The organism is Petroclostridium xylanilyticum, assembly GCF_002252565.1.
Lineage (GTDB): Bacteria > Bacillota > Clostridia > SK-Y3 > SK-Y3 > Petroclostridium > Petroclostridium xylanilyticum.
The window spans coordinates 469,338-492,194 of sequence record NZ_NPML01000019.1 but is presented as its reverse complement, the minus strand read 5'-3'; the positions used below and the strand labels follow the sequence as shown (position 1 = coordinate 492,194).

Genomic DNA, 22,857 nt, shown 5'->3' with positions numbered 1-22,857 from the left:
GATGAAAAGAGAATCAGGAAAACTAAGATTTAATTTTGACATAAGAGCATACACAATGATATTTGCATTGATTGCAATATGGGTTATCTTTACAGTGATGACTGATGGGACCTTTTTGAGAGCTAGAAACCTGGCTCTTCTGGCAAGGCAGATGTCTGTAACATCAATACTTGCAATAGGCATGCTGCTTGTAATAGTTGCCGGACATATTGACCTGTCAGTAGGTTCCGTTGCAGGCTTGACCGGTGCAGTAGCAGCTATTCTGCAGGTATGGTTTAACTGGAGTACCGCTTCTTCTATTGCTGCAGCCATTGCACTGGGTATTGCCATTGGTGTATGGCAGGGTTTCTGGGTTTCATATAAGAAAGTACCTGCATTTATTGTATCCCTTGGTGGTATGATGATTTTCAGAGGTATACTGATGGGAATTGCAAAAGGGCAAACTGTTGCACCCCTTAGTGATAGCTTCAAGTTTATTGGACAGGCGTACCTGTCGACAACAGTAGGAATGATTCTGGCAGGCATAGGTATTGTTGCAACAATATATTTTATATTCAAAAGCAGGGCATCAAGAATAAAGTATGGATTTGAAGTGGAAAATATCGGGTTGACAGTATTAAAGGCTGCATTTTATTCAGGGCTCATTGTAGCATTTATCATGACCATGAATGCTTATGAAGGTGTTCCCGTACCTGTTATCCTAGTACTGGTACTGGTACTTCTATTTACCTTTATCACTACAAAAACAAAATTCGGAAGATATGTGTATGCAATTGGAGGTAACGTAGAGGCGGCAAGACTCTCAGGTATAAATATCAATAAAATTACAATGCTTATCTTTATTATCTCCAGCTTGCTTGCATCTATTGGTGGCGTTGTGCTTACAGCAAGATTGAATGCAGCAACCATTAATGCCGGTAACATGTTTGAACTTGATGCGGTTGCAGCCTGCGTTATCGGTGGTACCAGCCTTATGGGTGGTTCCGGTTCGGTAGCAGGAGCAATTATCGGGGCACTTGTTATGGCCAGCCTTGACAACGGCATGAGCTTGATGAATACGCAGGCATTCTACCAATATATTGTAAAAGGACTTATACTAATTATTGCGGTATGGGTAGATATAGCCACAAAAAATAAGGGAAAATGAGTTTACAGGTTCTAAGCCTTGTAGCTCAGTTCTTGGAATCATATTTAACCTAGCGCAGCACATTCACTTAGTGTAATAACGATAAGTAATACGTAGTTTTGTAATAGTTAATAATTCACAGTTCATGGTTCACAGTAACGAAAGCAAATAGCTAAATATGTGAACTCTGAACTGTGAATTTTTTTGATATTAATAATTATTTGTTGGTGCTCATTTACATGGATTAAAAGTAATCCTCCCGGGACAAAAAATATAGCCAGGCTAAGGAAGTTATAAATTTTGCAATCGCCACTTTCATCCTTTTTATGATATACTATTGAAGGATTAAATGTTCTAGGAGGATTGTGATGATATGAAAGCAGTAATTTTTGATATGGATGGAGTAATTGTCGATAATAGTGAGTATCATAGAAAGGCATGGCACTTGTATATCGAAAAAAAGGGACTTAAAGTAAATCAGGAAAAATTGGATAAAATGTACGGGCTGAGGAATATAGAATTTGTTAGAATATTGTTTGGTCAAGACCTTTCCGATCAAGAGGTAGCTATTATTGGTAGGGAAAAGGAACAGCTATATAGGGAGATATACCTGGAAGATATAAAACCGCCTGAAGGATTAATAGAGTACCTTGATTATATTAAGGAAAAAGGTTTAAAAATTGCAATAGCCTCCTCTGCGTGTATAGAAAACGTAGATTTTACTATAGATAATTTACATATTCGTAAATACTTCGATGTAATTCTTTCAGAACAAGATGTAACCAAAGGAAAACCGGCGCCTGATGTATACCTTAAAGCCGCTGGCAAGTTGGGAGTCCCTCCTGAAAAATGTGTAGTCATTGAAGATGCTGTTGCAGGAGTAGAAGCAGGTAAACGGGCAGGGATGTATGTGGTTGCGATAACCACAAGCTGCGCCAGAGGAGAACTCAATAAGGCAGATGTGATAGTGGATAGTTTTTATGATGAAGAAGTAAGGCGTGCAATAGAAAGATAAGGGCGTATATTTTATATTTGAAGAATATTATGGAAAGAACGTTGCGGAAAGACTTAGAGCCTGTTGATGCTATTCTTTAAATTCAGAAAATGCACCTGAAAGATAATGTACACATAATTATTAGATGTAGGGAAGATCCCTTGTGAATGACCTATAGGGACATTGTGGTTAATGCGGGCAGGTGCAAGACCTGCCCCTACAGAACAAATTACGCTCGTGTTTTGTCTTCTTGAGAGACGGTTAATAGCCTATTAATTCTATATCCATTTTTTCCTCTTAAAATATATAATCATGATACAAAAAATTGCAATCATGACAGCCCACACCGCCGGATAGCCCCAGCGCCATTCCAGTTCAGGCATATATTTAAAATTCATCCCGTAAACTCCTGCAATAAATGTAAGAGGAATAAACACTGTAGATATAATTGTCAATAATTTCATTACCTCTATGGATGAGTGTCCCGGGAGGAAGACCTGCCTTTTTAGACCTTTGTTTGACCAGCTTGGACATACTCTATCACCTCATTATAATATGTTATGAGCACTATATGAAACCATTGAAAAAGTCCGAAATTACTATTCTTATAAAATTTCATGCTTTTTTAATACTTTTATTATGTCAGTTAAAAGAAATTAATATTAAAAATAGTTTATGCCAGCGACTTTTCTTCCTTTTCGTTATTTAAATTAAACTTGTAGACTTTTCTATTCTCCAGTGACCATATTTTATCTGAAAAATTCCCAGCTGCAGTATTTTCCAGTGCTTTTTGCATATCATACATCCTGCTGTCTATAAGGTCTATGTAATGCAATAATTCAGCTTCAGGAAACATGGGCTTTTTAGGGCTTCCAAATTCCGGTTCATAATGATGAGACAGAATCATATGCTGAAGAAGCACAGCCACTTCTTCACTTGCTCCGACCTTTTTGGCCGTTCGGTCCACCATTTTGATTGCTTGGACAATATGACCAAGTAATTGGCCTTCGGTAGTATATGCCGATACAATACCCAGTTCATTTGCATCCATCTCATAGAGCTTGGCAATATCATGAAGGAGTATACCGCCGTAGAGCAAATCCGTATTAACAAATGTATAGATTTGACTTAACTTTTCAGCAGTCATTAGCATGGTCATAACATGGTATAACAGCCCTGACTTTATAGCATGATGATTTTTCATTGCTGCAGGAAAAGTCATCAGGCTCTGTTTGTTTTCTTTAAGTATACAGTTTACAATAGCTTTTATATCGTGATTTTGAATTTTAGAAACATAATTTAGTAATTGATTATACATATATTCCGGCGTATATGGAGCTGCCGGTACGAAATTAGCAGCATCAATACCATCTTCAGCTACTGAAAGCCTTATCTTTTCAATTTTCAATTGCAATTGACCTTGCCATTCCGTTATAAGCCCTCTTACTTTTACCAATGTATTTTGTTTATATTTTTTTTCATCCTCTTCGGTACAATCCCATAGTTTTGCATTGACTTCACCGGTTTGATCCCCTAAAATCATGTCTAAAAATTTGTTGTTATTACTTGCCATTTTACATTGTGAAGATTTTATAAGGAAGAATCCTTCGATTCTATTTCCTACTTCAAATTGAGCAATAGTCTGAATTTCCATAAGAGTCCTCCTCAGCAGGCAATCTTTACCTTGATATTATCTCATGAATTTACCAATATGCCAACTAAAATTTGGTTCAAATATTCCTGTTAGCTCATGGAACTGTATATTTTTACGTGAAAATATTTTTTGAAAGAATGCATACTAATATTAGATTTTATGATAGGGAGATGATGATATGAAAAAAGATTTAAAAAAAAGAAAAAAAGAACCAACTGTTGCACCGGGGATGGAAGATGATCCAAGGGGTGAAGATGCTACAAAAGAGGATAAAGCAAAAGGAAATGTTACTAGAGTTACAAGATTAGTATGGGATGAAAATGACCCGACTTAAGAGTAAAAATGCACCCGATTTCTCGGATGCATTTTTTAGGTACCTATTTAAAATTTAAAATGGCCGGTTCCTAACTCTCTATTTCTGCAGGTTAGGAACCGTTCAAAACCGCTGAAAAAGTGCTTAATAGGCAATTATCTTCTGATAGCATACAACATCCAGCAATCTTCCAAACTTTTTACCTACTTCCTTATAATGGGCACATTTTATGTAACCGTTCTTTTCAAACAGTTTTATACTTTTTTCATTCTCGCCGCAGATAATCGCAATTAACGCGTGAATATCATTCTTTCTTGCCAGGGTTTCAATGTGCTTAATTGCAAGACTGCCTATGCCTTTTCCTACATAATCCGGTTTTAAATATACAGTCACTTCGGCGGAGATATCATACGCTTCCCGCTTTTTGAATTGAGTTAAAATACAGTATCCGCATATATCCTCTTTTTCTTTAATTACAAATGCTTTATATTTAGGGTTGTCAAAAAATATTATTTCCCACATTTCTTCCATGGAAATAGGGTTTATGTGGAAGGTTGCGGTTGAATTTAAAATATAGTAGTTATAAATTTCCAGCAGCTTTGGTAAATGTTCCTCCCGGGCTTCCTCAAATCTATAATCATTCATCTAAGTACAATCCTCCTTTATTAACAATGTGACATAGGGTGATTAATAGGTTCAATAGCTATTAGAAATATTACATCAAAAAAGCAAGAGAAAGTCAATGGTTTGAGTTAAAGATAACTTAATATAGCTTATTTTTTTAAAATTTTAATATATCATACTAAATTCGACAAAAGAATGATGCTTTTGTCCTATTTTGTACCTATAATCTTCCCTAATTTAGAATAAATGTGTTATATTAATATTGAAAAGTTAATATATAGAAGCTTTTTAGATTATTTAATATATTTTGGGGGAGATATTTTGGACTTTAACAGGTATTTTAAGGATTCCTACGGATGGGATAATTTTTCAAAATTTCTTTTAATTATTGGAGCAGGTCTACTGCTTGTTAAAAAGGCTGCAATTCCTGCAATTTTAATAATAGGGTATGCGTTGTGGAGAAGCATATCTAAAGATCAATATAAAAGAAAGCAGGAAGCAGTAATGTTCGAAGAATGGCTCAAGAGGACGGTTTCCTATCTCCACAGAATGGAACAGACAATTAAAGGGACTATAGGCAGGTTTATTGAAGGAAGAAAGTATGTTATTGTATCCTGCCCTAAATGCAGTGCAAAATTAAGACTACCAAGGCATAAAGGACAATTGATCGTAATATGCAGGTTATGCCATGCTGAATTTAGAATGAAAACATGATAATAAAAAGACCAGCTAACTTTGGGTTAGCTGGTCTTTTTATTAATTAGTTTATATTATTCTGCGTCTACTTTAGCCATATGAGCAATTAAATCAACAACTTTGTTTGAATAACCCCATTCATTGTCATACCATGCAACTAGTTTAACGAAGTTGCTGTTTAATGCAATACCTGCATCTGCATCAAAGATGGAGGTACGAGCATCATGGATGAAGTCGGAAGAAACAACTGCATCTTCAGTATAACCGAGGATTCCTTTTAATTCATTTTCAGAAGCTTTTTTTACAGCAGCTTTGATTTCTTCGTATGTAGTAGGCTTTTCAAGACGGCAGGTTAAATCCACAACAGATACGTCGATAGTTGGAACTCTGAAAGCCATACCGGTTAATTTACCGTTTAATTCAGGAATAACTTTTCCTACTGCCTTTGCTGCTCCTGTAGAAGATGGAATAATGTTAGCTGCAGCAGCACGTCCGCCTCTCCAGTCTTTCTTTGAAGGACCGTCAACTGTTTTTTGAGTTGCTGTTGTAGAATGAACGGTTGTCATTAAGCCTTCAACAATACCAAAATTTTCATGGATTACCTTTGCAAGAGGAGCCAGGCAGTTTGTAGTACAGGATGCATTGGAAACAACCTTCATATCCTTGGTGTATTTATCGTGGTTTACACCCATAACAAACATTGGAGCATCTGCTGACGGAGCAGAAATTACAACTTTCTTGGCACCGCCTGCAAAATGAGCGGAAGCTTTTTCTGTAGTTGTAAATACACCGGTAGATTCTACTATGTATTCTGCACCGCATTCAGACCATGGAATTTCTGAAGGATTCATTGCTCCATATACGCTGATTTCCTGTCCGTTTACTACAAGTTTTCCATCCTTGGTTTCGATGGAGCCCTGGAATTGCCCATGTACGGAGTCGTATCTTAACATATACACCATGTAGTCGAGATCAATAAATGGGTCATTGATTCCTACTACCTGGATGGATGGATTGTCCAACGCCGCACGGAAAACGAGACGACCAATACGGCCAAAACCGTTAATACCTACTTTTGTAACCATTTTTAAAACCTCCTGAGTAAATTTTCTTATACTATTATATTGTACAATATTTTTAGTAAATCAACAAGAAAAATGTTAAATCTTTAACACTAAATTTTTGAAAGAATAAACCAACTTTTTTGTGAAATTTACAATTTTTCTATACTTAAAACCTCTTGAACTATTCACTATTTTCCACAAAGCCAAAAGGAAAATATACGATTGGCGTGTGCGACTTGGGGACGGTTCGTCTGTCGAATGTGCTTTTCATGCGATTGAGGAACCGTCCTCATGTCGAAGCTCTGACCAGTCATGTAAAATATTTAATGTGTTCAATATACCTTAGCTTATATCATAAATTATAATAGAATTTTTATGGACAAGGTATTTTTTCCAGCGTATCGTGTGTAAAAATAGGAGCGTCACTATATAAATTGTTAGAAATTATATTTTTTATCATTTCTGCTAAGTCTTTAGAATCTTTTGCTGCGATGATGTCTGGTGAAACAGCGGGAGAGATAATAATTTCCACATAAGCAGGATGAACAGAAAAACTATTTTTTTCATTATTTTATAAGAACCTTTAATTGTCACTGGAACAATTGGCATACCTGACTTAGTTGCTAGCTTCAGGCTTCCGGGCTTGAATTCTCCCAGGTTACCGTCTTTACTTCTGGTACCCTCAGGAAATATTACCAGCGAATATCCTTCCTTTAGTACTTCCACCCCTTGATTAATAGCTTCCAATGCTTTTCTGGCATCTCCTCTTTTGATAAATATGCAGTTCATATAATACATCCATGTCCTGATAATAGGAAGCTTTCGAACCTCAATCTTTGATATAAATGCTTTAGGTTTATCGATAAATCCAATTAATATAGGGATATCAAAATTGCCCTGATGATTGCTTACAAATAGGACCGGTCCATCTTTAGGGACATTTTCATGCCCTGTTACTTTTACTTCAGAACCGCTCAGCTTTACCAACAACCGTGCCCAATTACCGGCCACCCGGTAAACCAGCTCATCCCTGTCTGCAATTTTGTTCTGTTTATCCAGTACTATAACTTTCATCAATAAAGGTAGGGTAATAATCAAATAGATAAAAAAATAAATAAAACATATTATTGTTCTTATCATAAGACACCCCTGCTTTATTTACAATATTTGAAATTATACATCTACCCTATTTTATTTTGAAGTGACCTTTATTTAGAATTATAATAAAAAACTATTTATATATTTACTGCTAATGATTTTACATGACAGATAAAAAGTCAATAAGTTCACAGTTCACGGTTCACAGTAAAAGCTATTAAATCGTTTACTACTGTGAATTGAGAGCTGTTAACTGTAAACTATATAGAACAAAATCTTTTCATTAAAAGTATGAATTTGTATTTAAAAGCTTTTAGAGTTTTTGGAAATATAAAAACTTCTTGTAAAATATTATATATTGAAATACAATTATGAGCAATAGTTTGAATTCGCAGGGGTACATTTTATGCTAAAAGCGGTAATTTTTGATGTAGATGGTGTTATCGTTGATGCTTCCATGGTATGGTTTTAGCAGCAGAAAAAATTTTAGAGAACGAAATCGGTTACGAAGAAGGCGAAGTTTTATATAAGGGTAGAAATAAAGAGGATAATACGGTATAATAAAGTAAAATCAGTAAAGAAAAGGGAAGTGCTATCTTTTGAAATATTTCAAAGGATACAGTAAAAAACAATGTCCGGTAAGAGGTGTAACTAGATGTTCCAAGAAGTACAGAAGATACTAAAAAAGTATTTTGGCTATTCTTCCTTTAAAAAAGGGCAGGAAGAAATTATAGCCAGCATATTGCAAGAAAAAGATACATTGGGAATTATGCCTACGGGTGGAGGCAAATCCTTATGTTATCAGGTTCCTGCCCTCTTGCTCCCCGGGATTACTCTTGTAATTTCTCCTTTGATTTCTTTAATGAAGGACCAAGTGGATGCACTGGATAACCTGGGAATTCCTTCTACGTTTATTAATAGTTCGTTAGACCAACAGGAATTAGAGCACCGGATTTATTCCGCGTCCAGGGGAAAGTACAAGCTTTTATATGTTGCACCCGAAAGGCTTGAATCGGAACGTTTCCTCCAAATGTTAAAGAATATACCGGTTTCTTTATTAGCTATTGATGAAGCCCATTGTGTTTCCCAGTGGGGGCATGATTTCCGGCCCAGTTATCTTTCCATTGCGGCGCTTGTCAACCAGCTTACCCGGCGGCCCATTGTTGCAGCTTTTACCGCCACTGCTACAGTAAATGTAAAACAAGATATAATAAATCTTTTATCGTTGCAAAAGCCCAATGTTTATGTTACCGGGTTTGACCGGGAGAACCTGACTTTCTCTGTAATCAAAGGTGTAAATAAAATAAATTTTATTACAGACTACTTAAATAGTCATAAAAATCAGGCTGGAATTATCTATGCAGCTACCCGCAAGGAAGTGGACAAGCTTTACAGGCATCTGCATGAGAAAGGTTACCGTGTTGGAAAATACCATGCAGGATTGAATGATGACGAAAGGAATCAAAACCAGGAAGCGTTTATATATGATAATATTGATACTATGATAGCTACTAATGCTTTTGGGATGGGAATTGACAAGTCGAATGTCAGATATGTCATCCACTTTAATATGCCTAAAAATATGGAATCCTATTACCAGGAAGCAGGGCGTGCAGGGCGGGACGGTGATCCTGCAGAATGTATTTTGCTATATGGTGCTTCGGACCAGCATATTCAAAAGTTCTTGATTGAAAAAACTCTTTTATCTTCTGACAGGAAAAGCAACGAATATAAAAAGCTGCAAAATATGGTGGATTACTGCCATACTTCACAGTGTCTGCGCAAATACATTTTAGAGTATTTTGGAGAAACAAATACTAACGGAAAATGTGGAAATTGCAGTAATTGTAATGATGAAAGCGAACTGGCCGATATCACTATAGAAGCTCAAAAAATATTTTCCTGTATCAAGCGAATGGGAGAGCAATATGGCGCTACTTTTGTAGCTAATGTTTTAAGAGGCTCTAATAGCAAAAGAGTTCATGAATTAGGGTTCAACAAATTGTCTACCTATGGAATTATGAAAGAATATTCTATACGTGAAATTATTGATCTAATTAATCTTTTAATAGCGGAAGAATATTTACATGTAACAGAAGGTCAATACCCTGTTGTCCAAATTCGGAGAAAAGCAATTCCTGTGTTAAGAGGGGAAGAAAGGGTTATGCAAAAAGTGCAAAAGAAACTATCGGCTGCCAATGTTGATTCCAGCCTTTTTGAATTGCTGCGTTCCCTCCGGAAAGAAATTTCACAAAAGGAAAATATACCGCCTTATGTTGTTTTTCATGACAGCACTTTACATGAAATGTGCAAATATTTTCCCACTGATCGGCAGTCTATGCTTACAATTACCGGTGTAGGAGAATCCAAGTTCCATAAGTACGGGAACCAATTTATAGAGGTTATCCAAAAATATATGGATGACCATGGAATCTCTCCAAGGCCTGTAAAGATAGATTCTTCTGCAGCGCAAGAGCATAAGAAGCCAAGTCATTTAATTACCTACCAGATGTATAGAGAAGGAAAATCACTAGATGATATTGCCCGGGAAAGGGATTTAACGCCCATTACCATTCAAGACCATCTGGTCCGGTGCAGCCAGGAAGGATGTGCGGTTGACTGGGATACATTTATTCCGCCGGAATATGAAGAACAGATTTTTCAAACAATCAGACAACTTGGGACTGAAAAATTAAAACCTATTAAAGAAGCACTGCCCGACCAGATAGATTATTTTGCAATCAAGGCAGTAATATGTAAGTATATGATTCGAAAAATTCCGCAAGCAACTTAAGGGACAAATTTAGGAAATGCTCAATATTTTATCGGTAACTATATTAATTTATTTTTAATTTTAATATTGGTTATCAATACAATTCAAATATTGTAATTGCATAAAAATATTATTATCAAATAGAATATAAAAGTATAAATGAGGTGTCTATGTACAGCTTAGTTTTTGAAGATAGGGAATTTTATAAAATATTTATCAAACTGGCTATACCCTTGGCGCTGCAGGATTTAATTGCATCTTCATTAAACATGGTAGATACCGTTATGATCGGACAACTGGGAGAAACGGAAATTGCTGCTGTTGGATTGTCCAACCAGATATTTTTTCTTTTGAATCTTTTCTTATTCGGGATTTGCAGTGGGGCAGCTATATTTACCGCCCAGTTTTGGGGAAAAAGGGATATACCGGGCATCCGCAGGGTGCTGGGGATAGGTCTGATGATAGGAGTGAGTATAGCCTTTTTATTTTCGTTGGTAGCTTTCTTCATCCCCGGGCAGGTTCTGGGAATTTTCTCGAAAGACCGGAATGTTATTGTTTTGGGAAGCCAATATTTAAGGATGGTTTGTTTCAGCTATATGATGACGGCTATTACTTTTGTATATGCCTTTATCTTAAGAAGTACCGGGCAGGTTAAGTTACCAATGGTTGTTAGTGTTATTTCACTGGGATTAAATACAATCTTTAATTATTTATTGATTTTCGGGCATGCAGGTTTTCCTGCATTAGGTGTAGAAGGTGCAGCTATTGCTACCGTCATGGCTCGATTAGTGGAGATGAGCTCACTTTTACTTATCATATATATAAAAGGCTATGCACCGGCGGCTAAAATTAATGAAATGTTGAATATTTCGGTAGAATTTATAAAAAGGTTTTTGGGTACAACGATGCCGGTATTTTTTAATGAGGCCTTATGGTCTTTAGGTGTTACCATGTATATGTTTGCTTATGCAAGAATGGGGACCAAGGTGGTGACTTCTGTCAATATTGCTTCGACGGTGGAAAGAATAGCGCTGGTCACATTTGCCGGTATGGCGCACGCAAGTGCGGTAATGATAGGAAATCAAATTGGTGCGAATGACGAAAGCAAAGCTTTTGCATATGCAAGAAAATTTACTGTGTTGGGACCTTTTTTAGGGTTGTTTATGGGTCTTACAGTTATTTTAACTTCTCAATGGATTTTATCCATATACAATGTTTCTCATGAGGTATACAGTTGGGCAAATAAGATTTTATTTGTTTTATCGCTTGTAATGCCCATCAAAATATTTAATATGATTAATATTGTTGGGATATTACGGAGCGGAGGAGATACCAAGTTCAGCCTGATTATTGATACGGCTGGTGTATGGTTCATTGGCGTGCCGCTTGCTTTTATCGGTGGGTTGGTATGGAAACTTCCCATTTACTGGGTCTATGCGCTTATTGTATTGGAAGAAGTATTTAAAGCTATTATCGGCGTTAAAAGATTTATGTCGAAGAAATGGATTAATAATCTGGTAAACTGTTCACAAGAAACAGCTTAGAGGAGGAATTTTTAAAATTATGTAGAATAATATTAATAAAATATTTACAAATAGTATAATCATGTAACTTTTAAAGGGGGAAAGTGTTTTGCGTATTTTACAAAGCTTACGATGGAAAAACTTAAAAATTGGCTGGAAATATGGTATTGCCCTATTGATTTCTATTATATTATTTATTGGTTCAATGGGAATCATTTTTAAGCTAATGAATAATGTAAAAGGGGATATTAATTCTCTACAATACAAGGCAGACCATGCCGTAGAAATAGCAGAAGTGATAGCCCTTTTTAATGACCTAGATGTGCAAGTCAGTGATTATATAATCTTTCAGACTCCACAGCTAATAGAAGATTTTAGGGATAAAATGCAGAAATTTGAAGCATTACTGTCTGATTTAGAAGCTAAGGTAACAGTAGAAGGAGAGCAAACCGTATTTGACAGTATCAGAAATAATAATAAGGAGATTTCTGATGTTTTTCTCAATGAGATTGTTTATAATGTAGTACGCAACAACAGGGCGCAGTATACTGTAGCGCGAAAAAAGTTAACAGGGCTTAGATTGGAAAATAACGGTTTATTACAACAGTTACAAGGCACGCTTAAAGAAAAACGAGATATTGCCATCCAGAATGCTAATCAAAGCTTAAATACTACTATTTTTATACTAATTATTTCTGTTGCCGTATCAGCAGTTACAGGTTTCTTTATCATGTTTACGGTGACCCGGGTTGTGCAGCGGCATTTAAATGAGGTAGTTAAGCTTAGTGATCAAATCGCAAATGGTAATCTTGCTATTCAAAAAATTAGCTACAATGGCAATGATGAAATTGGCCAGCTAGCTCAGGCCTTTAACATAATGCTTAATAACCTTCGCAGCATCATCCAGCAAATTACTGCTGCAGCTAAGGAAGTCGGCAGCCAGAGTGAGAAGCTGATGCAATCATCTAATGAAGTGAGACAAGGAAGTGAGCAGGTTGCACTGACTATGGAGCAGTTATCTGCCGGGGCAGAAGAACAAGCAAGTTCTTCAACCGATATTGTAAACTTCATTAATATCCTGAATAATAAGATTATGCAGGCAAATAAAGAAAGTGAACTTCTTACCAGTTCTACCAATGAGCTTATGGAGATGGCTAATAAGGGAAATGCCTTAATGGAAAGCTCAATGCATCAGATGGATATTATAAATGAGATTGTTCAGAGTTCTGTTGTAAAAGTCAGTAATTTAGATAAGAAGTCACAGGAAATATCCCATTTGGTTCAAATTATTAACAATATTGCCGAACAGACCAACCTTCTTGCTTTAAATGCTGCCATTGAAGCTGCCAGAGCAGGGGAGTCCGGTAGGGGTTTTGCTGTAGTAGCTGAGGAAATACGAAAGCTGGCAGAACAGGTTGGAAGCTCGGTATCGGGAATTACCAATATCATAAAAGGAATTCAGGATGAATCCAAAACGGTAGTTGATGCTTTACAAAAAGGATATAAGCAGGTGGAAGAAGGCACCGGTCAGATCAAGATTACAGGAGAAACCTTCAAGCGTATAAACTCTGAAGTTACTCTGGTGGCACACAGGGTTAATAATGTAGCTGACAACTTGATACAAATTGCAAAGAGCAGTGAAGAAGTCAGTACTTCGGTTGACCAGGTTGCATCCATATCTGAGGAAACAGCGGCCGGTGTGGAGCAGACCTCTGCTTCTGTACAGCAACAGCATAGTGCCATGGAAGTGATAGCAGAAAATGCAAAGGCTTTATCCAATTTAGCTGAGGATTTAAACAATATGGTTTCCATGTTTAAACTGTAGACAGGGTAAAATAGCTTTATAGTATCATTTTAAATGTGAAAGACTATAAAAACTGCAAACAGGATGCGGTTATTATAGTCTTTTTTATGATTCAACGATGATTCTTGTGAAAAAGCCTTTGTCAACCTATTTTAAAGTGTAATTTCTACCAATACATTTTCTGTAACTGGCTTAAATCAAGACTCTTATAAAATCACATGGAAATAATTACATATAAATTTGTGCTTGACCACAAAATTTGTCGTTGAACCAAATGAGGTTACTTTAATACATTGTTGTTTATTAGGGTATTTGTTATAATTGTAGTAGATTGCTTTTCTGTTTTAGACTTTGTCTGATAACTTTACTATTTTGTACGAATTATTTTGTAGAGGGAAAAGGGGAAGATGGCTCTTATGAAAAAAACATATATATATGATTACAAATTTAACAGTGTTTTCATTAAGACCTTTATAATGCTTATTTTATCTTCTATTATACCCGTATTAGTTGCAAATACTATCATTTATAAACAATCTACTACAACGATTCAGAGACAAATCTGCAATACCAATATGAATATGCTAGGTAAGACCAGTGAAACGGTTGATTTAATACTCAAACAGGTAGACCAGACTATACAACAACTAGCGAAAGATCGTGATATAGTAAATTCAATCATAAATCCCGATATAAATTTTACCACTAGGAATAGTAAAATTATCAGTAATCTGAAAAATATATCTTTTACTAATGACTATATATTTTCAATCTATATTTACTCGGCCTATAACAATACAATTTTAAGCTCTAGTGGAGATGCTTATAAATTAAGTGATTCCACCGATAAAGAATGGTTAGAAGCATATAATAATTTTTTTTCAGAAACCTATCAGCTTGAAACTAGAAAAATTACCGATGCATTGGGAAATCAAATTAATTGTATTACTTTGATTAGCAACCTCCCGTATGCATCATCAAGCAAGCTAGGTGCTATTGTAATAAACATACGCGAAGACAATTTATATCGTACAATAGCAGGATTGAATACCAAAGACGAGGGAGAAATTTATGTAATTAATCATGATGGTTATGTATTATCTCATAAAGATAAAAGTAAATTATATACTAATTTGAGTCACTATCCTTATACTAAGAAGATATTAAAAAATGATAAAGGATTTTTTATTGAAAAAGTTAAAGGAAAACAAATGCTTTTCACATATGTAACTTCTTCTTATAATGGGTGGAAATACATTCATACAATCCCGTTAGAAGCATTACAAAGTGATTCGACAATTGTTTCTAAAATAATCGTTATTATCACTCTGGTATATATTTTGTTAGGTTTAATTATATCTTTCTTAATTTCAAAAGGAATTTATCATCCTATTGAAAAATTAATGGATTTAGTCTTAACATCATCTAAATCATCTAAATATATGTTTAACTGTGAAAATTCTGGTATCAAAGATGAATATGAGTTTTTAGGATATGCTTATAATGATGTTATAGATAAAAACAAAAACATGGAAACTATTATACAAAATGCAAAACCAATTATTAAGGAAAAGCTATTTACAAATTTAATTATGGGTAAAATTGATAATCCACAAGAAATATGTGAAAAGCTCGATTTCTTGAATATAAACTTTAGCCTAACTAATTTTATTGTTGTTGTGATGCAGATAGATGGTTATAGTGAGTTTCGTAACAAATTCAATGAGAAAGATAGAAATTTATATAAAATTAAACTGACTAATATGGTAGAAAAAATAATTTCTAACCGGCAAAAAGGCATTTGTGTAGAAATAGAATCGGATAAGGTAGCTGCTATTATCAATTTTACTGATAATACAACTTTAATGCAAGCAAAAGAGGAATTATTGGTAATAGCAGCAAATATAAAAGACGAAGTTGAAAAACATTTTCCTTTTACTATTACACTGGGCGTCGGGAGAATGTATAAAGATATTATCAATATTAAATTGTCCTATAATGAAGCGGTAAATGCATTAAAGTATAAGTTGTATCAGGGAAAAAATGAAATTATTGACATTGATGATATTGAACCACAATCGAAAGAGCTATACTATTATGATTCCGAGAAAGAAAAATTGCTTATAAACAATCTTAAGGTTGGTCAGCAGAGAGAAGTGGAAATATTAATTGATGAGCTGTTTCAAGAAATTTTAGATAACCGAAATGTTTCTTATACCTACGTACAGCAAGTATTTATAAGAATAATCAGCTCTATAGTGGAACTGATTATTAACCTGGGAATGACTGTAGATGAAGTTTTTGGTTCTGGATACAATCTATATGAACAACTCTCGGGTAAAGAAACCATTGAAGATATTAAGATTTGGCTATCAGAAATCTGTCACATTACTGTAAATACTATTAATAAAGTTAACCTCACAAAAAGTCAAAAGAATGCGGAAAAGATATTAGAATATGTTAATGAGAACTTAAGTCGTGATATTTCAATAAATGACATTGCGGATTGGATAGGTTTTAGTACAGCATATGTTAGTAAAATATTTAAAGAGAATATTGGTAAGAATTATATTGATTACTTAAATGGAAGTCGTATTGAAAAGGCAAAGCAGCTTCTAAAGAATACCCAATTACCGGTCAAAGAAGTTGGATTTCGAGTTGGGTTTAATAACATACAAACTTTTATGAGGACTTTTAAAAAGTATGAAGGAATTACCCCGGGACAATACAGAGATAAGACATAAACTATAGGATGATAGGAAGAAACGTGAATTAATAATAACAATTAATTGAAAAATAAATTTGATGAAGTATTAAGTAAAAAATAAAATAAATAAAGAATCCAGGAATGATATATCGTTTTTTGGATTCTTTATTTATTTTATGTAATATTTAGAAATTTCTAATAAAAAGTAATTCATAATATTTCGAAAAATAGCGTAAAAGTTAACTTTATAAAAAAATGCTAGTTTGCAATCTTAAAATTGTAGAGAAAAAATTAACTTCATAAAAAAGTGTTAATTTACAATATTAAAGTCTTGGAGTACAATAAACAACAAGTTGATTGGCAAATGTGAAAAAAATAAATACCTATTAATAATATTTTTTTGGTTAAATTGTTGACATCACTAAATACGCTATAGGTATTACTACTAAAAATTTTAATTTTTTAGAAGTAAAAATCATAATAACCTACAAATTATTTGTTCTGTATAATATGGACAAATATGAAAAAGAACAAGGTTCATTATGATTTATGCTTAAAAAAGATAAAGTTTTAAGAAGGAGGGAACAATATAGCTTTAAGTTTAAAAAATACAAAAGTACTAAAAGGCAGCAAAATACAAAAAACAAGAATTAAAAAAGGAGGACCTAAAGTGATTAGATTTAAGAAATTAAGTGTCTTAATATGTGTTCTATTTGTTATTTCTTCATTAGTTGTAGGCTGTGCGAATACAACAAACAATAAGCAGACAAATGACAAAAAAGTTGAAGATAATAAAGAGCAGAAAAAAGAACCAGAAAAAAAATCGGTTAATGCAGTAACTATCAAAATAGCCAATTATTATGCACCTGAGCATCCGGTAAATCAAGCATTGAATAACAAGTTTAAACCTATGGTTGAAAAAGAAACAAATGGTGAAGTGAAAGTTGAAATTTATCCTAACAATCAATTGGGAAATGAGCAAGAGTTTGTTGAGGGGGTACAATTAGGTACTGTTGAAATGGCGATGACAGGAAATTTGTGGGAAAATACTGTTCCTCAATTCAGGTTAATGCAGATGCCATATATGTTTGTTAATTATGAGCATGCTAATGCCGTATTAAATGGGCCAATAGGTGAAAAAATTTACAAATATCTGGAACCATTAAAAGTTAAGGTTTTAGCTTCTTTTCCTAATGGATTTAGAGTGGTATCAAATAATAAAAAAGCTATTAAATCAATTGAAGATACCAAGGGAATTAAGCTGCGTGTCTTCGAAGGTAAGACTATCATTGCAGAAATGCAGGCTTTAGGATTCAGTACAGTTGTTATGCCATTTAGTGAAATTTTTACAGCTTTACAGCAAGGCGTAGTGGACGGGCAAGATAACCCTCTTTCTACTGCTTATTATGCAGGATGGTATGATGTACAGAAATATGTAGCTATCACCAATCATATGTATAGTCCAGGGTATATTGTAATAAATGATGGTGTCTGGAATAAACTATCTGAAAATGCACAAAAGGTTGTGAAGGAAGCTTCGGTTGTTACAGCCAATGAAATAATGGATTCAGTAAAAAAGCAACAGGATGAGATTATTAAAAATATTACAGAAAAAGGAGTAGAAGTGACTTATCCTGACCTCAAACCATTTATAGAAAAAGTAAGACCTATAGTAGATGAATATATTAAGGAGCGTCCGGAACTTAAAGATATTGCCAATGAAATTCAAGCATTATCAAAGGATTATCTAAATAAATAATTATTAACATTTAAAGTCAGGTGGTCACATAAAGCTACCACCTGGCTTTCTTTGATAGAAAGGAGTATATGGATGACCAAAATTCTGGATTATATCTATAGATTTATATTAATTTTTATGATTGCTATGCTGATAATTATGGTGGGCTCAATCTCATTTAATGTAATTGGTCGTTACTTTGGTAAATCTTTTACTGGGGTAGAGGAGGTAAGTAGTTTAGCTTTTGTCTGGATGTCTTTTACGGGTATAGCTTTAGGATTCCGCAGTAATTTGCATCCTTCCTTTGAAACACTATTGGAGAAAACCAGTGGTACAGCTAAGAAGTTATTATTAACAATCATAAATATTTTGATTTTGGTATTTCTGGTATATGCATTTAAAGGTGGGATTGATTATGTTGTCAAATCCTATATTCAAAAGACTGCTATTTTAGGTATTTCTGTTGGATGGAAATATTCAGCGATTCCTGTTGCAGCATTTATTATGATTGTAGAAGTAATAAACAAACTCATATCAATCTGGAAAAAAGATGCGATTGAAATAAGATGAATAAATAGTGAGGTGTTATAGATGGAAGTAATCTTGATTTTTTTAGGTTCCTTAATTGGGTTTACGGTTTTAGGGGTCCCAATAGGATTTGCGATAGGATTAACCACCGTTATCTTAATGTTTGCAATGGGTATGACAGATGCCATGGTACTTGCAAGAAGATTAATAACAGGAGTAGATATATATACTTTATTAGCTATCCCTTTCTTTATGCTGGCAGGAGAAATTTTAAATAAAGTTGGATTGGTAAATGATATCCTTAAATTTTCTAGTGCCGTAGTAGGTCGAATTAAAGGCGGACTAGCTGCTGTAAATGTATTAGCCAGTATGCTTTTTGCCGGAATTAGTGGTTCAGCTGTAGCTGATGCTGCTGCTTTAGGATCATTGGAGATACCGATGATGGAAAAAGATGGGTATGACAAGCCGTTTTCTTCAGCTATTACAGCTGCTTCTTCTGTGATCGGTCCTATAATTCCACCCAGTATTCCCATGATTATTCTAGGATCACTAGCGCAGATTTCTATTGCCAAATTGTTTTTGGGTGGTGCGATCCCGGGAATTTTAATAGGTCTAGCGCTGCTTGGATATTCTTTCTTTATTGCGAAAAAAAGAAATTATCCTGTAAGTAAAGCAGTTAATTTTAAGGAATTTATTGAGGTATTTAAAAATACTGTCTGGGCTTTGATTCTACCATTGATAATTTTAGGAGGAATTTTAGGAGGGTTATTTACTGCCACCGAGGCAGGTGCGGTAGCTGTTATTTATGCTGTAATTATTTCATTTGCAGTTTATAAGGTTAAGGTTAAAGATTATATTGACATATTAAAAGGAGCTGCATTAAGTACAGGAGTAGTTATGCTGGTCTGTGCTGCTGCTATGGCATTGACATGGTTTCTTGCCGTAGCACAATTACCGCAAATTTTAACTGCTATTTTAATGAATATTACAAAAAACAAGTTAATCTTTCTTTTTGTACTAAATGTATTGTTGTTCATTGTTGGTATGGTAATTGACCTAACTCCTGCATTGTTTTTATTAACGCCTATATTATTGCCCATCAGCAATGTATATGGTATTGACCCAATACATTTTGGTGTTATTATGGTTGCAAATCTATGTATTGGTTTAATAACTCCACCGGTAGGGACTGTTTTATATGTAACTACCTCAATTTCTAAGATTAAGCTGGAAGTACTGATTAAAGAATTGGTACCAATGTATCTGGTATTATTTATGGTTTTAATGTTAATTACCTATGTACCTTTTACAGTTTTATGGTTACCATCATTCATTAAATAGATATTGGAGGCAATTTTCATGTTTGTTAATTTTTATTATCCGGAGATTAAAGGAGTAGAAATACCCGATGAAAATTTTTGTGGCGTGTTTAAACCTAAATTAACCGAGAATACTACTGATGTTGAGAATTTAGTTAGGGAAGCGTTGCAAAAACCTATTGGATGTAATAAGTTAAGTGAGAGGTTAAAACCGTCAGATAAAATATTAATCATATCTGATGACAATACACGTAATACTCCTGTTGATAAAATATTGAATGTTTTATTGCCTTATCTCCAAGAATTAGGAATTAAAAAAGACAATATTACCATTTTGATGGCACTTGGCACCCACAGGCCTATGAATCATAGTGAATTAGTTGGTAAATTAGGTCAACAAATAGTTGATGAGTATAAGGTAGTTAATCATCTTTGGGATAAAAAAGAGGAAAACATGTACTATGGCAAGACTTCAAGAGGTATAGAAGTATGGGGCAATAAATTGTTATATGAGAGTGATTTTGTAATTGGATTAGGCCATATTGTACCGCATAGGGTAGCGGGTTTTTCTGGCGGTGGGAAAATAGTTCAACCGGGTGTATCAAATGGACAATCAACCGGTGAAACACATTGGCTAAGTGCTTTGGTAAGCGGCTCTGAGATTATGGGCAAGAGAGATAACTTAGTAAGAGAGCAGATAGATGAAGCTGCCAGGTTAATGGGGTTGGATTTTATTATTAATGTTGTACAGGATTTAAAGGAAAATGTTGTTGATATATTTGCCGGTGATTTAGCTGCTGCTCACAGGGCAGGATGTGATCTAGCTAAAGAAGTGTATGGGGTAAAGATTCCAAAAGCTGATATTGTTATTACTGATTCATATCCTGCTGATATTGAATTGTGGCAGGCGGCCAAAGGAATTTATTCTTCTGAATTAGTAGTTAAAGATGGGGGGTATGTTATTTTAGTAACACCGTGTCCGGAAGGGGTAGCTAAGACACATCCTGAAATCGAAAGGTTTGGATATGTCTCCCTGGAAGAAGCAAAAGAGCTTATGGAAAAAAAACAATTGGAGGAAAAGAGTGTAGCTGCTCATTTAGTTCACGTTGGCAGAGTTATTAAAGAAAAAGCTCATGGCATATTGGTTTGTCCGAATATTTCCAATGAAATAAAGGAAAAATTAGGTTTTATTCCGTCTAATTCTGTACAAGAGGCACTGTCATATGCCTTGAGCAAAATAGGTAAATATGCTTCTGTTGTTGTTATGTTGCATGCAGGAGAGATTTTACCTTTAGATTAAAAATTAGGTTTATGAGTAGATAAAAAACAGGAGGTTATGTTATATCTAATATAATATTGGATCAAATTTATGAAAATAAGATTGTTGCAATCATAAGAGGAATTGGATCGGACAGAATTATTGATACTGTTGCTGCTCTTTTAGAAAGTGGCATAAAACTGCTTGAAGTAACCTTTAATCAAGAAGATGAAAGTAAAGTTTTGGATACATTAAAATGTTTAGATCTTATTAAAACAGGTGGCACAAGCATACGTTAAAAAGCTTGAGGGGTAATTAAGATGTATAATGTATATTTTGATTCCGGGACATCTAATACAAGAGCCTATTTACTATATGCAGCAGAGTATAAACAAGCCGGATCAGCTTTCTTGCAGTCAATGCGAGTGCCCTTTTGTGAGGCATCTTGGTGTTTCGTTGTACTTAAGCTCATAGAAGCGTTTAAACTCGGGATTGTGCATTCTCACCTTGTTTGCAGTTTCTAAGAGATAATATCTTAAGTACCTGTTGACGGACATAATGAGCTGTGTGTTGTCAGCAGTATATTTGCCAGACTGGTACTTAGTCCAGCCAATGCCGGCAAACTTGGCCAAAGCAGCCTGATTCTTAATTTTTGGAGGTTTTGGCTAATTTTTTTCATGAATTTTTGTACCTTGAGCACAGCGAAAGGAATGTGGGATATAATGAATGTTCTAGCTTTAGAGGTAAGCACTTCTTCAGCAAAAGCGCTGGTTTATTCTTCTGTTGAAGAAATAAAGGAAATAGTCACTATTCCTTATGGTGAACAGGTCAGTGATGTTGTATCACAGGATCCGGAAGATATCTATAAAACTTTGGAACAATGTGTTAAAAAAATAATGGATTCAGGCAATTATAAAATTGATGCAATCGGGCTTTGTACTACATGGCACAGTTTATTATTCCTGGATAAGAACAGAAACCCACTGGGGAAGATAATGACGTGGGCTGATACGCAGGTAGGTGAAACTGCTCAAAAACACAGGCATGACGATGTTTTTTGTCAATGGTTTTATAAATGTAGAAAGTTAAACTGGAGTAAGATTACTACTGTTGAAATGTGGGGCAAGACTTTAGGATTAATAGGTTTGGGTAGTATTGGGAAAGGAGTCGCTAAAAGGGCTTCAGGCTTTAATATGAAAGTACTGGCATATGATTTATACCAGGATGAAGAGTATGCCAGGGCGAATAATATTGAATATGTTTCACTTGAAAAATTGTTAAAAGAGTCTGATTTTATTAGCTTACACTTACCATTAACTCAGGAAACAAAAATCTGATAAGCTATCAAGAATTTGAGATGATGAAAGATAAAGCTATTATAGTTAATACTGCAAGAGGCGGAATTATAGATGAAGAAGCACTGCTGTGGGCCTTAAAGGAAAATAAGATTTGGGGGGCGGGTATCGATATATTTGAAGAAGAGCCTCCCAGTAATCATAAACTACTAGAATTAGATAATATTATAATAGGTTCCCATTGTGCAGCCTCTACTTATGAAGCAATAGATAATATGGGTATAATGGCGGCACAAAATCTTATACAATGTTTGGAGAAAAGTAATATTAAAGAGTTTTAGGA

At 34.6% G+C, this 22,857-nt stretch carries 18 protein-coding genes and 2 pseudogenes; 14 read left to right on the top strand and 6 right to left on the bottom strand.

What is annotated here, in order from left to right:
- Nucleotide 1: 1 nt before the first annotated feature.
- Entirely contained in the window at nucleotides 2-1,147 is a 1,146-nt protein-coding gene (locus tag CIB29_RS14460; RefSeq protein ID WP_094550846.1) for a sugar ABC transporter permease, read from the top strand.
- Between the two features lie 352 nt (nucleotides 1,148-1,499).
- Nucleotides 1,500-2,141 (top strand): HAD family hydrolase, encoded by a 642-nt coding sequence (locus tag CIB29_RS14455; RefSeq protein WP_094550844.1) that lies wholly within the window; start codon nucleotides 1,500-1,502, stop codon nucleotides 2,139-2,141.
- 257 nt (nucleotides 2,142-2,398) lie between these two features.
- Here CIB29_RS14455 and CIB29_RS14450 read toward each other — a convergent pair.
- A pseudogene (locus tag CIB29_RS14450) lies at nucleotides 2,399-2,590 on the bottom strand (CorA family divalent cation transporter); the annotation flags it as partial.
- Between the two features lie 203 nt (nucleotides 2,591-2,793).
- A complete protein-coding gene (locus CIB29_RS14445) occupies nucleotides 2,794-3,774 on the bottom strand; it encodes a 3'-5' exoribonuclease YhaM family protein (protein WP_094550840.1) in 981 nt (326 codons plus the stop codon).
- Nucleotides 3,775-3,952: 178 nt separating this feature from the next.
- Between CIB29_RS14445 and CIB29_RS18975 the strand changes: the two genes are divergently transcribed.
- Nucleotides 3,953-4,108, top strand: a complete 156-nt coding sequence (locus CIB29_RS18975; RefSeq protein ID WP_198543900.1) for a hypothetical protein — start codon at nucleotides 3,953-3,955, stop codon at nucleotides 4,106-4,108.
- A gap of 123 nt (nucleotides 4,109-4,231) precedes the next feature.
- Here CIB29_RS18975 and CIB29_RS14440 read toward each other — a convergent pair whose 3' ends face one another.
- A complete protein-coding gene (locus CIB29_RS14440) occupies nucleotides 4,232-4,732 on the bottom strand; it encodes a GNAT family N-acetyltransferase (RefSeq protein ID WP_094550838.1) in 501 nt (166 codons plus the stop codon).
- Nucleotides 4,733-5,032: 300 nt separating this feature from the next.
- On the opposite strand from CIB29_RS14440, the gene CIB29_RS14435 reads away from it, so the two are divergent.
- Nucleotides 5,033-5,425 (top strand): hypothetical protein, encoded by a 393-nt coding sequence (locus tag CIB29_RS14435; RefSeq protein ID WP_094550836.1) that lies wholly within the window; start codon nucleotides 5,033-5,035, stop codon nucleotides 5,423-5,425.
- A 56-nt stretch (nucleotides 5,426-5,481) separates the two neighbouring features.
- On the opposite strand, the gene gap is transcribed toward CIB29_RS14435, so the two are convergent.
- Together gap and CIB29_RS14425 are read right to left on the bottom strand one after the other, a co-directional pair.
- Nucleotides 5,482-6,492 carry a type I glyceraldehyde-3-phosphate dehydrogenase gene (gene gap / locus CIB29_RS14430; protein ID WP_094550834.1) on the bottom strand — a complete coding sequence of 337 codons (1,011 nt, stop codon included), beginning with the start codon at nucleotides 6,490-6,492 and terminating at the stop codon, nucleotides 5,482-5,484.
- Between the two features lie 444 nt (nucleotides 6,493-6,936).
- On the bottom strand, nucleotides 6,937-7,611 hold the full coding sequence (locus CIB29_RS14425; RefSeq protein ID WP_242965237.1) for a lysophospholipid acyltransferase family protein: 675 nt from the start codon (nucleotides 7,609-7,611) through the stop codon (nucleotides 6,937-6,939).
- Nucleotides 7,612-8,224: 613 nt separating this feature from the next.
- Between CIB29_RS14425 and recQ the strand changes: the two genes are divergently transcribed.
- From recQ to CIB29_RS18970, 9 genes are all read left to right on the top strand, one after another.
- Nucleotides 8,225-10,363 (top strand): DNA helicase RecQ, encoded by a 2,139-nt coding sequence (gene recQ / locus CIB29_RS14420; protein WP_094550832.1) that lies wholly within the window; start codon nucleotides 8,225-8,227, stop codon nucleotides 10,361-10,363.
- A gap of 149 nt (nucleotides 10,364-10,512) precedes the next feature.
- A complete protein-coding gene (locus CIB29_RS14415; protein WP_094550830.1) occupies nucleotides 10,513-11,886 on the top strand; it encodes an MATE family efflux transporter in 1,374 nt (457 codons plus the stop codon).
- 88 nt (nucleotides 11,887-11,974) lie between these two features.
- A complete protein-coding gene (locus CIB29_RS14410; protein ID WP_094550828.1) occupies nucleotides 11,975-13,690 on the top strand; it encodes a methyl-accepting chemotaxis protein in 1,716 nt (571 codons plus the stop codon).
- A gap of 395 nt (nucleotides 13,691-14,085) precedes the next feature.
- Nucleotides 14,086-16,413: a helix-turn-helix domain-containing protein gene (locus CIB29_RS14405; protein WP_198543899.1), complete on the top strand. Its 2,328-nt coding sequence runs from the start codon at nucleotides 14,086-14,088 to the stop codon at nucleotides 16,411-16,413.
- 633 nt (nucleotides 16,414-17,046) lie between these two features.
- Nucleotides 17,047-18,135, top strand: a complete 1,089-nt coding sequence (locus tag CIB29_RS14400) for a TRAP transporter substrate-binding protein (RefSeq protein WP_157910315.1) — start codon at nucleotides 17,047-17,049, stop codon at nucleotides 18,133-18,135.
- A gap of 72 nt (nucleotides 18,136-18,207) precedes the next feature.
- Nucleotides 18,208-18,684 (top strand): TRAP transporter small permease, encoded by a 477-nt coding sequence (locus tag CIB29_RS14395; RefSeq protein ID WP_094550822.1) that lies wholly within the window; start codon nucleotides 18,208-18,210, stop codon nucleotides 18,682-18,684.
- A 21-nt stretch (nucleotides 18,685-18,705) separates the two neighbouring features.
- Complete coding sequence (locus CIB29_RS14390; RefSeq protein ID WP_094550820.1) at nucleotides 18,706-19,983, top strand: TRAP transporter large permease; 1,278 nt, start codon at nucleotides 18,706-18,708, stop codon at nucleotides 19,981-19,983.
- A gap of 18 nt (nucleotides 19,984-20,001) precedes the next feature.
- Nucleotides 20,002-21,261 carry a nickel-dependent lactate racemase family protein gene (locus CIB29_RS14385; protein ID WP_094550818.1) on the top strand — a complete coding sequence of 420 codons (1,260 nt, stop codon included), beginning with the start codon at nucleotides 20,002-20,004 and terminating at the stop codon, nucleotides 21,259-21,261.
- A gap of 56 nt (nucleotides 21,262-21,317) precedes the next feature.
- A complete protein-coding gene (locus tag CIB29_RS18970; protein ID WP_094550816.1) occupies nucleotides 21,318-21,518 on the top strand; it encodes a hypothetical protein in 201 nt (66 codons plus the stop codon).
- Nucleotides 21,519-21,635: 117 nt separating this feature from the next.
- Here CIB29_RS18970 and CIB29_RS19675 read toward each other — a convergent pair whose 3' ends face one another.
- Nucleotides 21,636-21,869 (bottom strand): transposase, encoded by a 234-nt coding sequence (locus tag CIB29_RS19675; protein WP_094550814.1) that lies wholly within the window; start codon nucleotides 21,867-21,869, stop codon nucleotides 21,636-21,638.
- Between the two features lie 27 nt (nucleotides 21,870-21,896).
- Here CIB29_RS19675 and CIB29_RS19670 point away from each other — a divergent pair.
- Nucleotides 21,897-22,855: pseudogene (locus CIB29_RS19670) on the top strand (NAD(P)-dependent oxidoreductase).
- Nucleotides 22,856-22,857 lie beyond the last annotated feature (2 nt).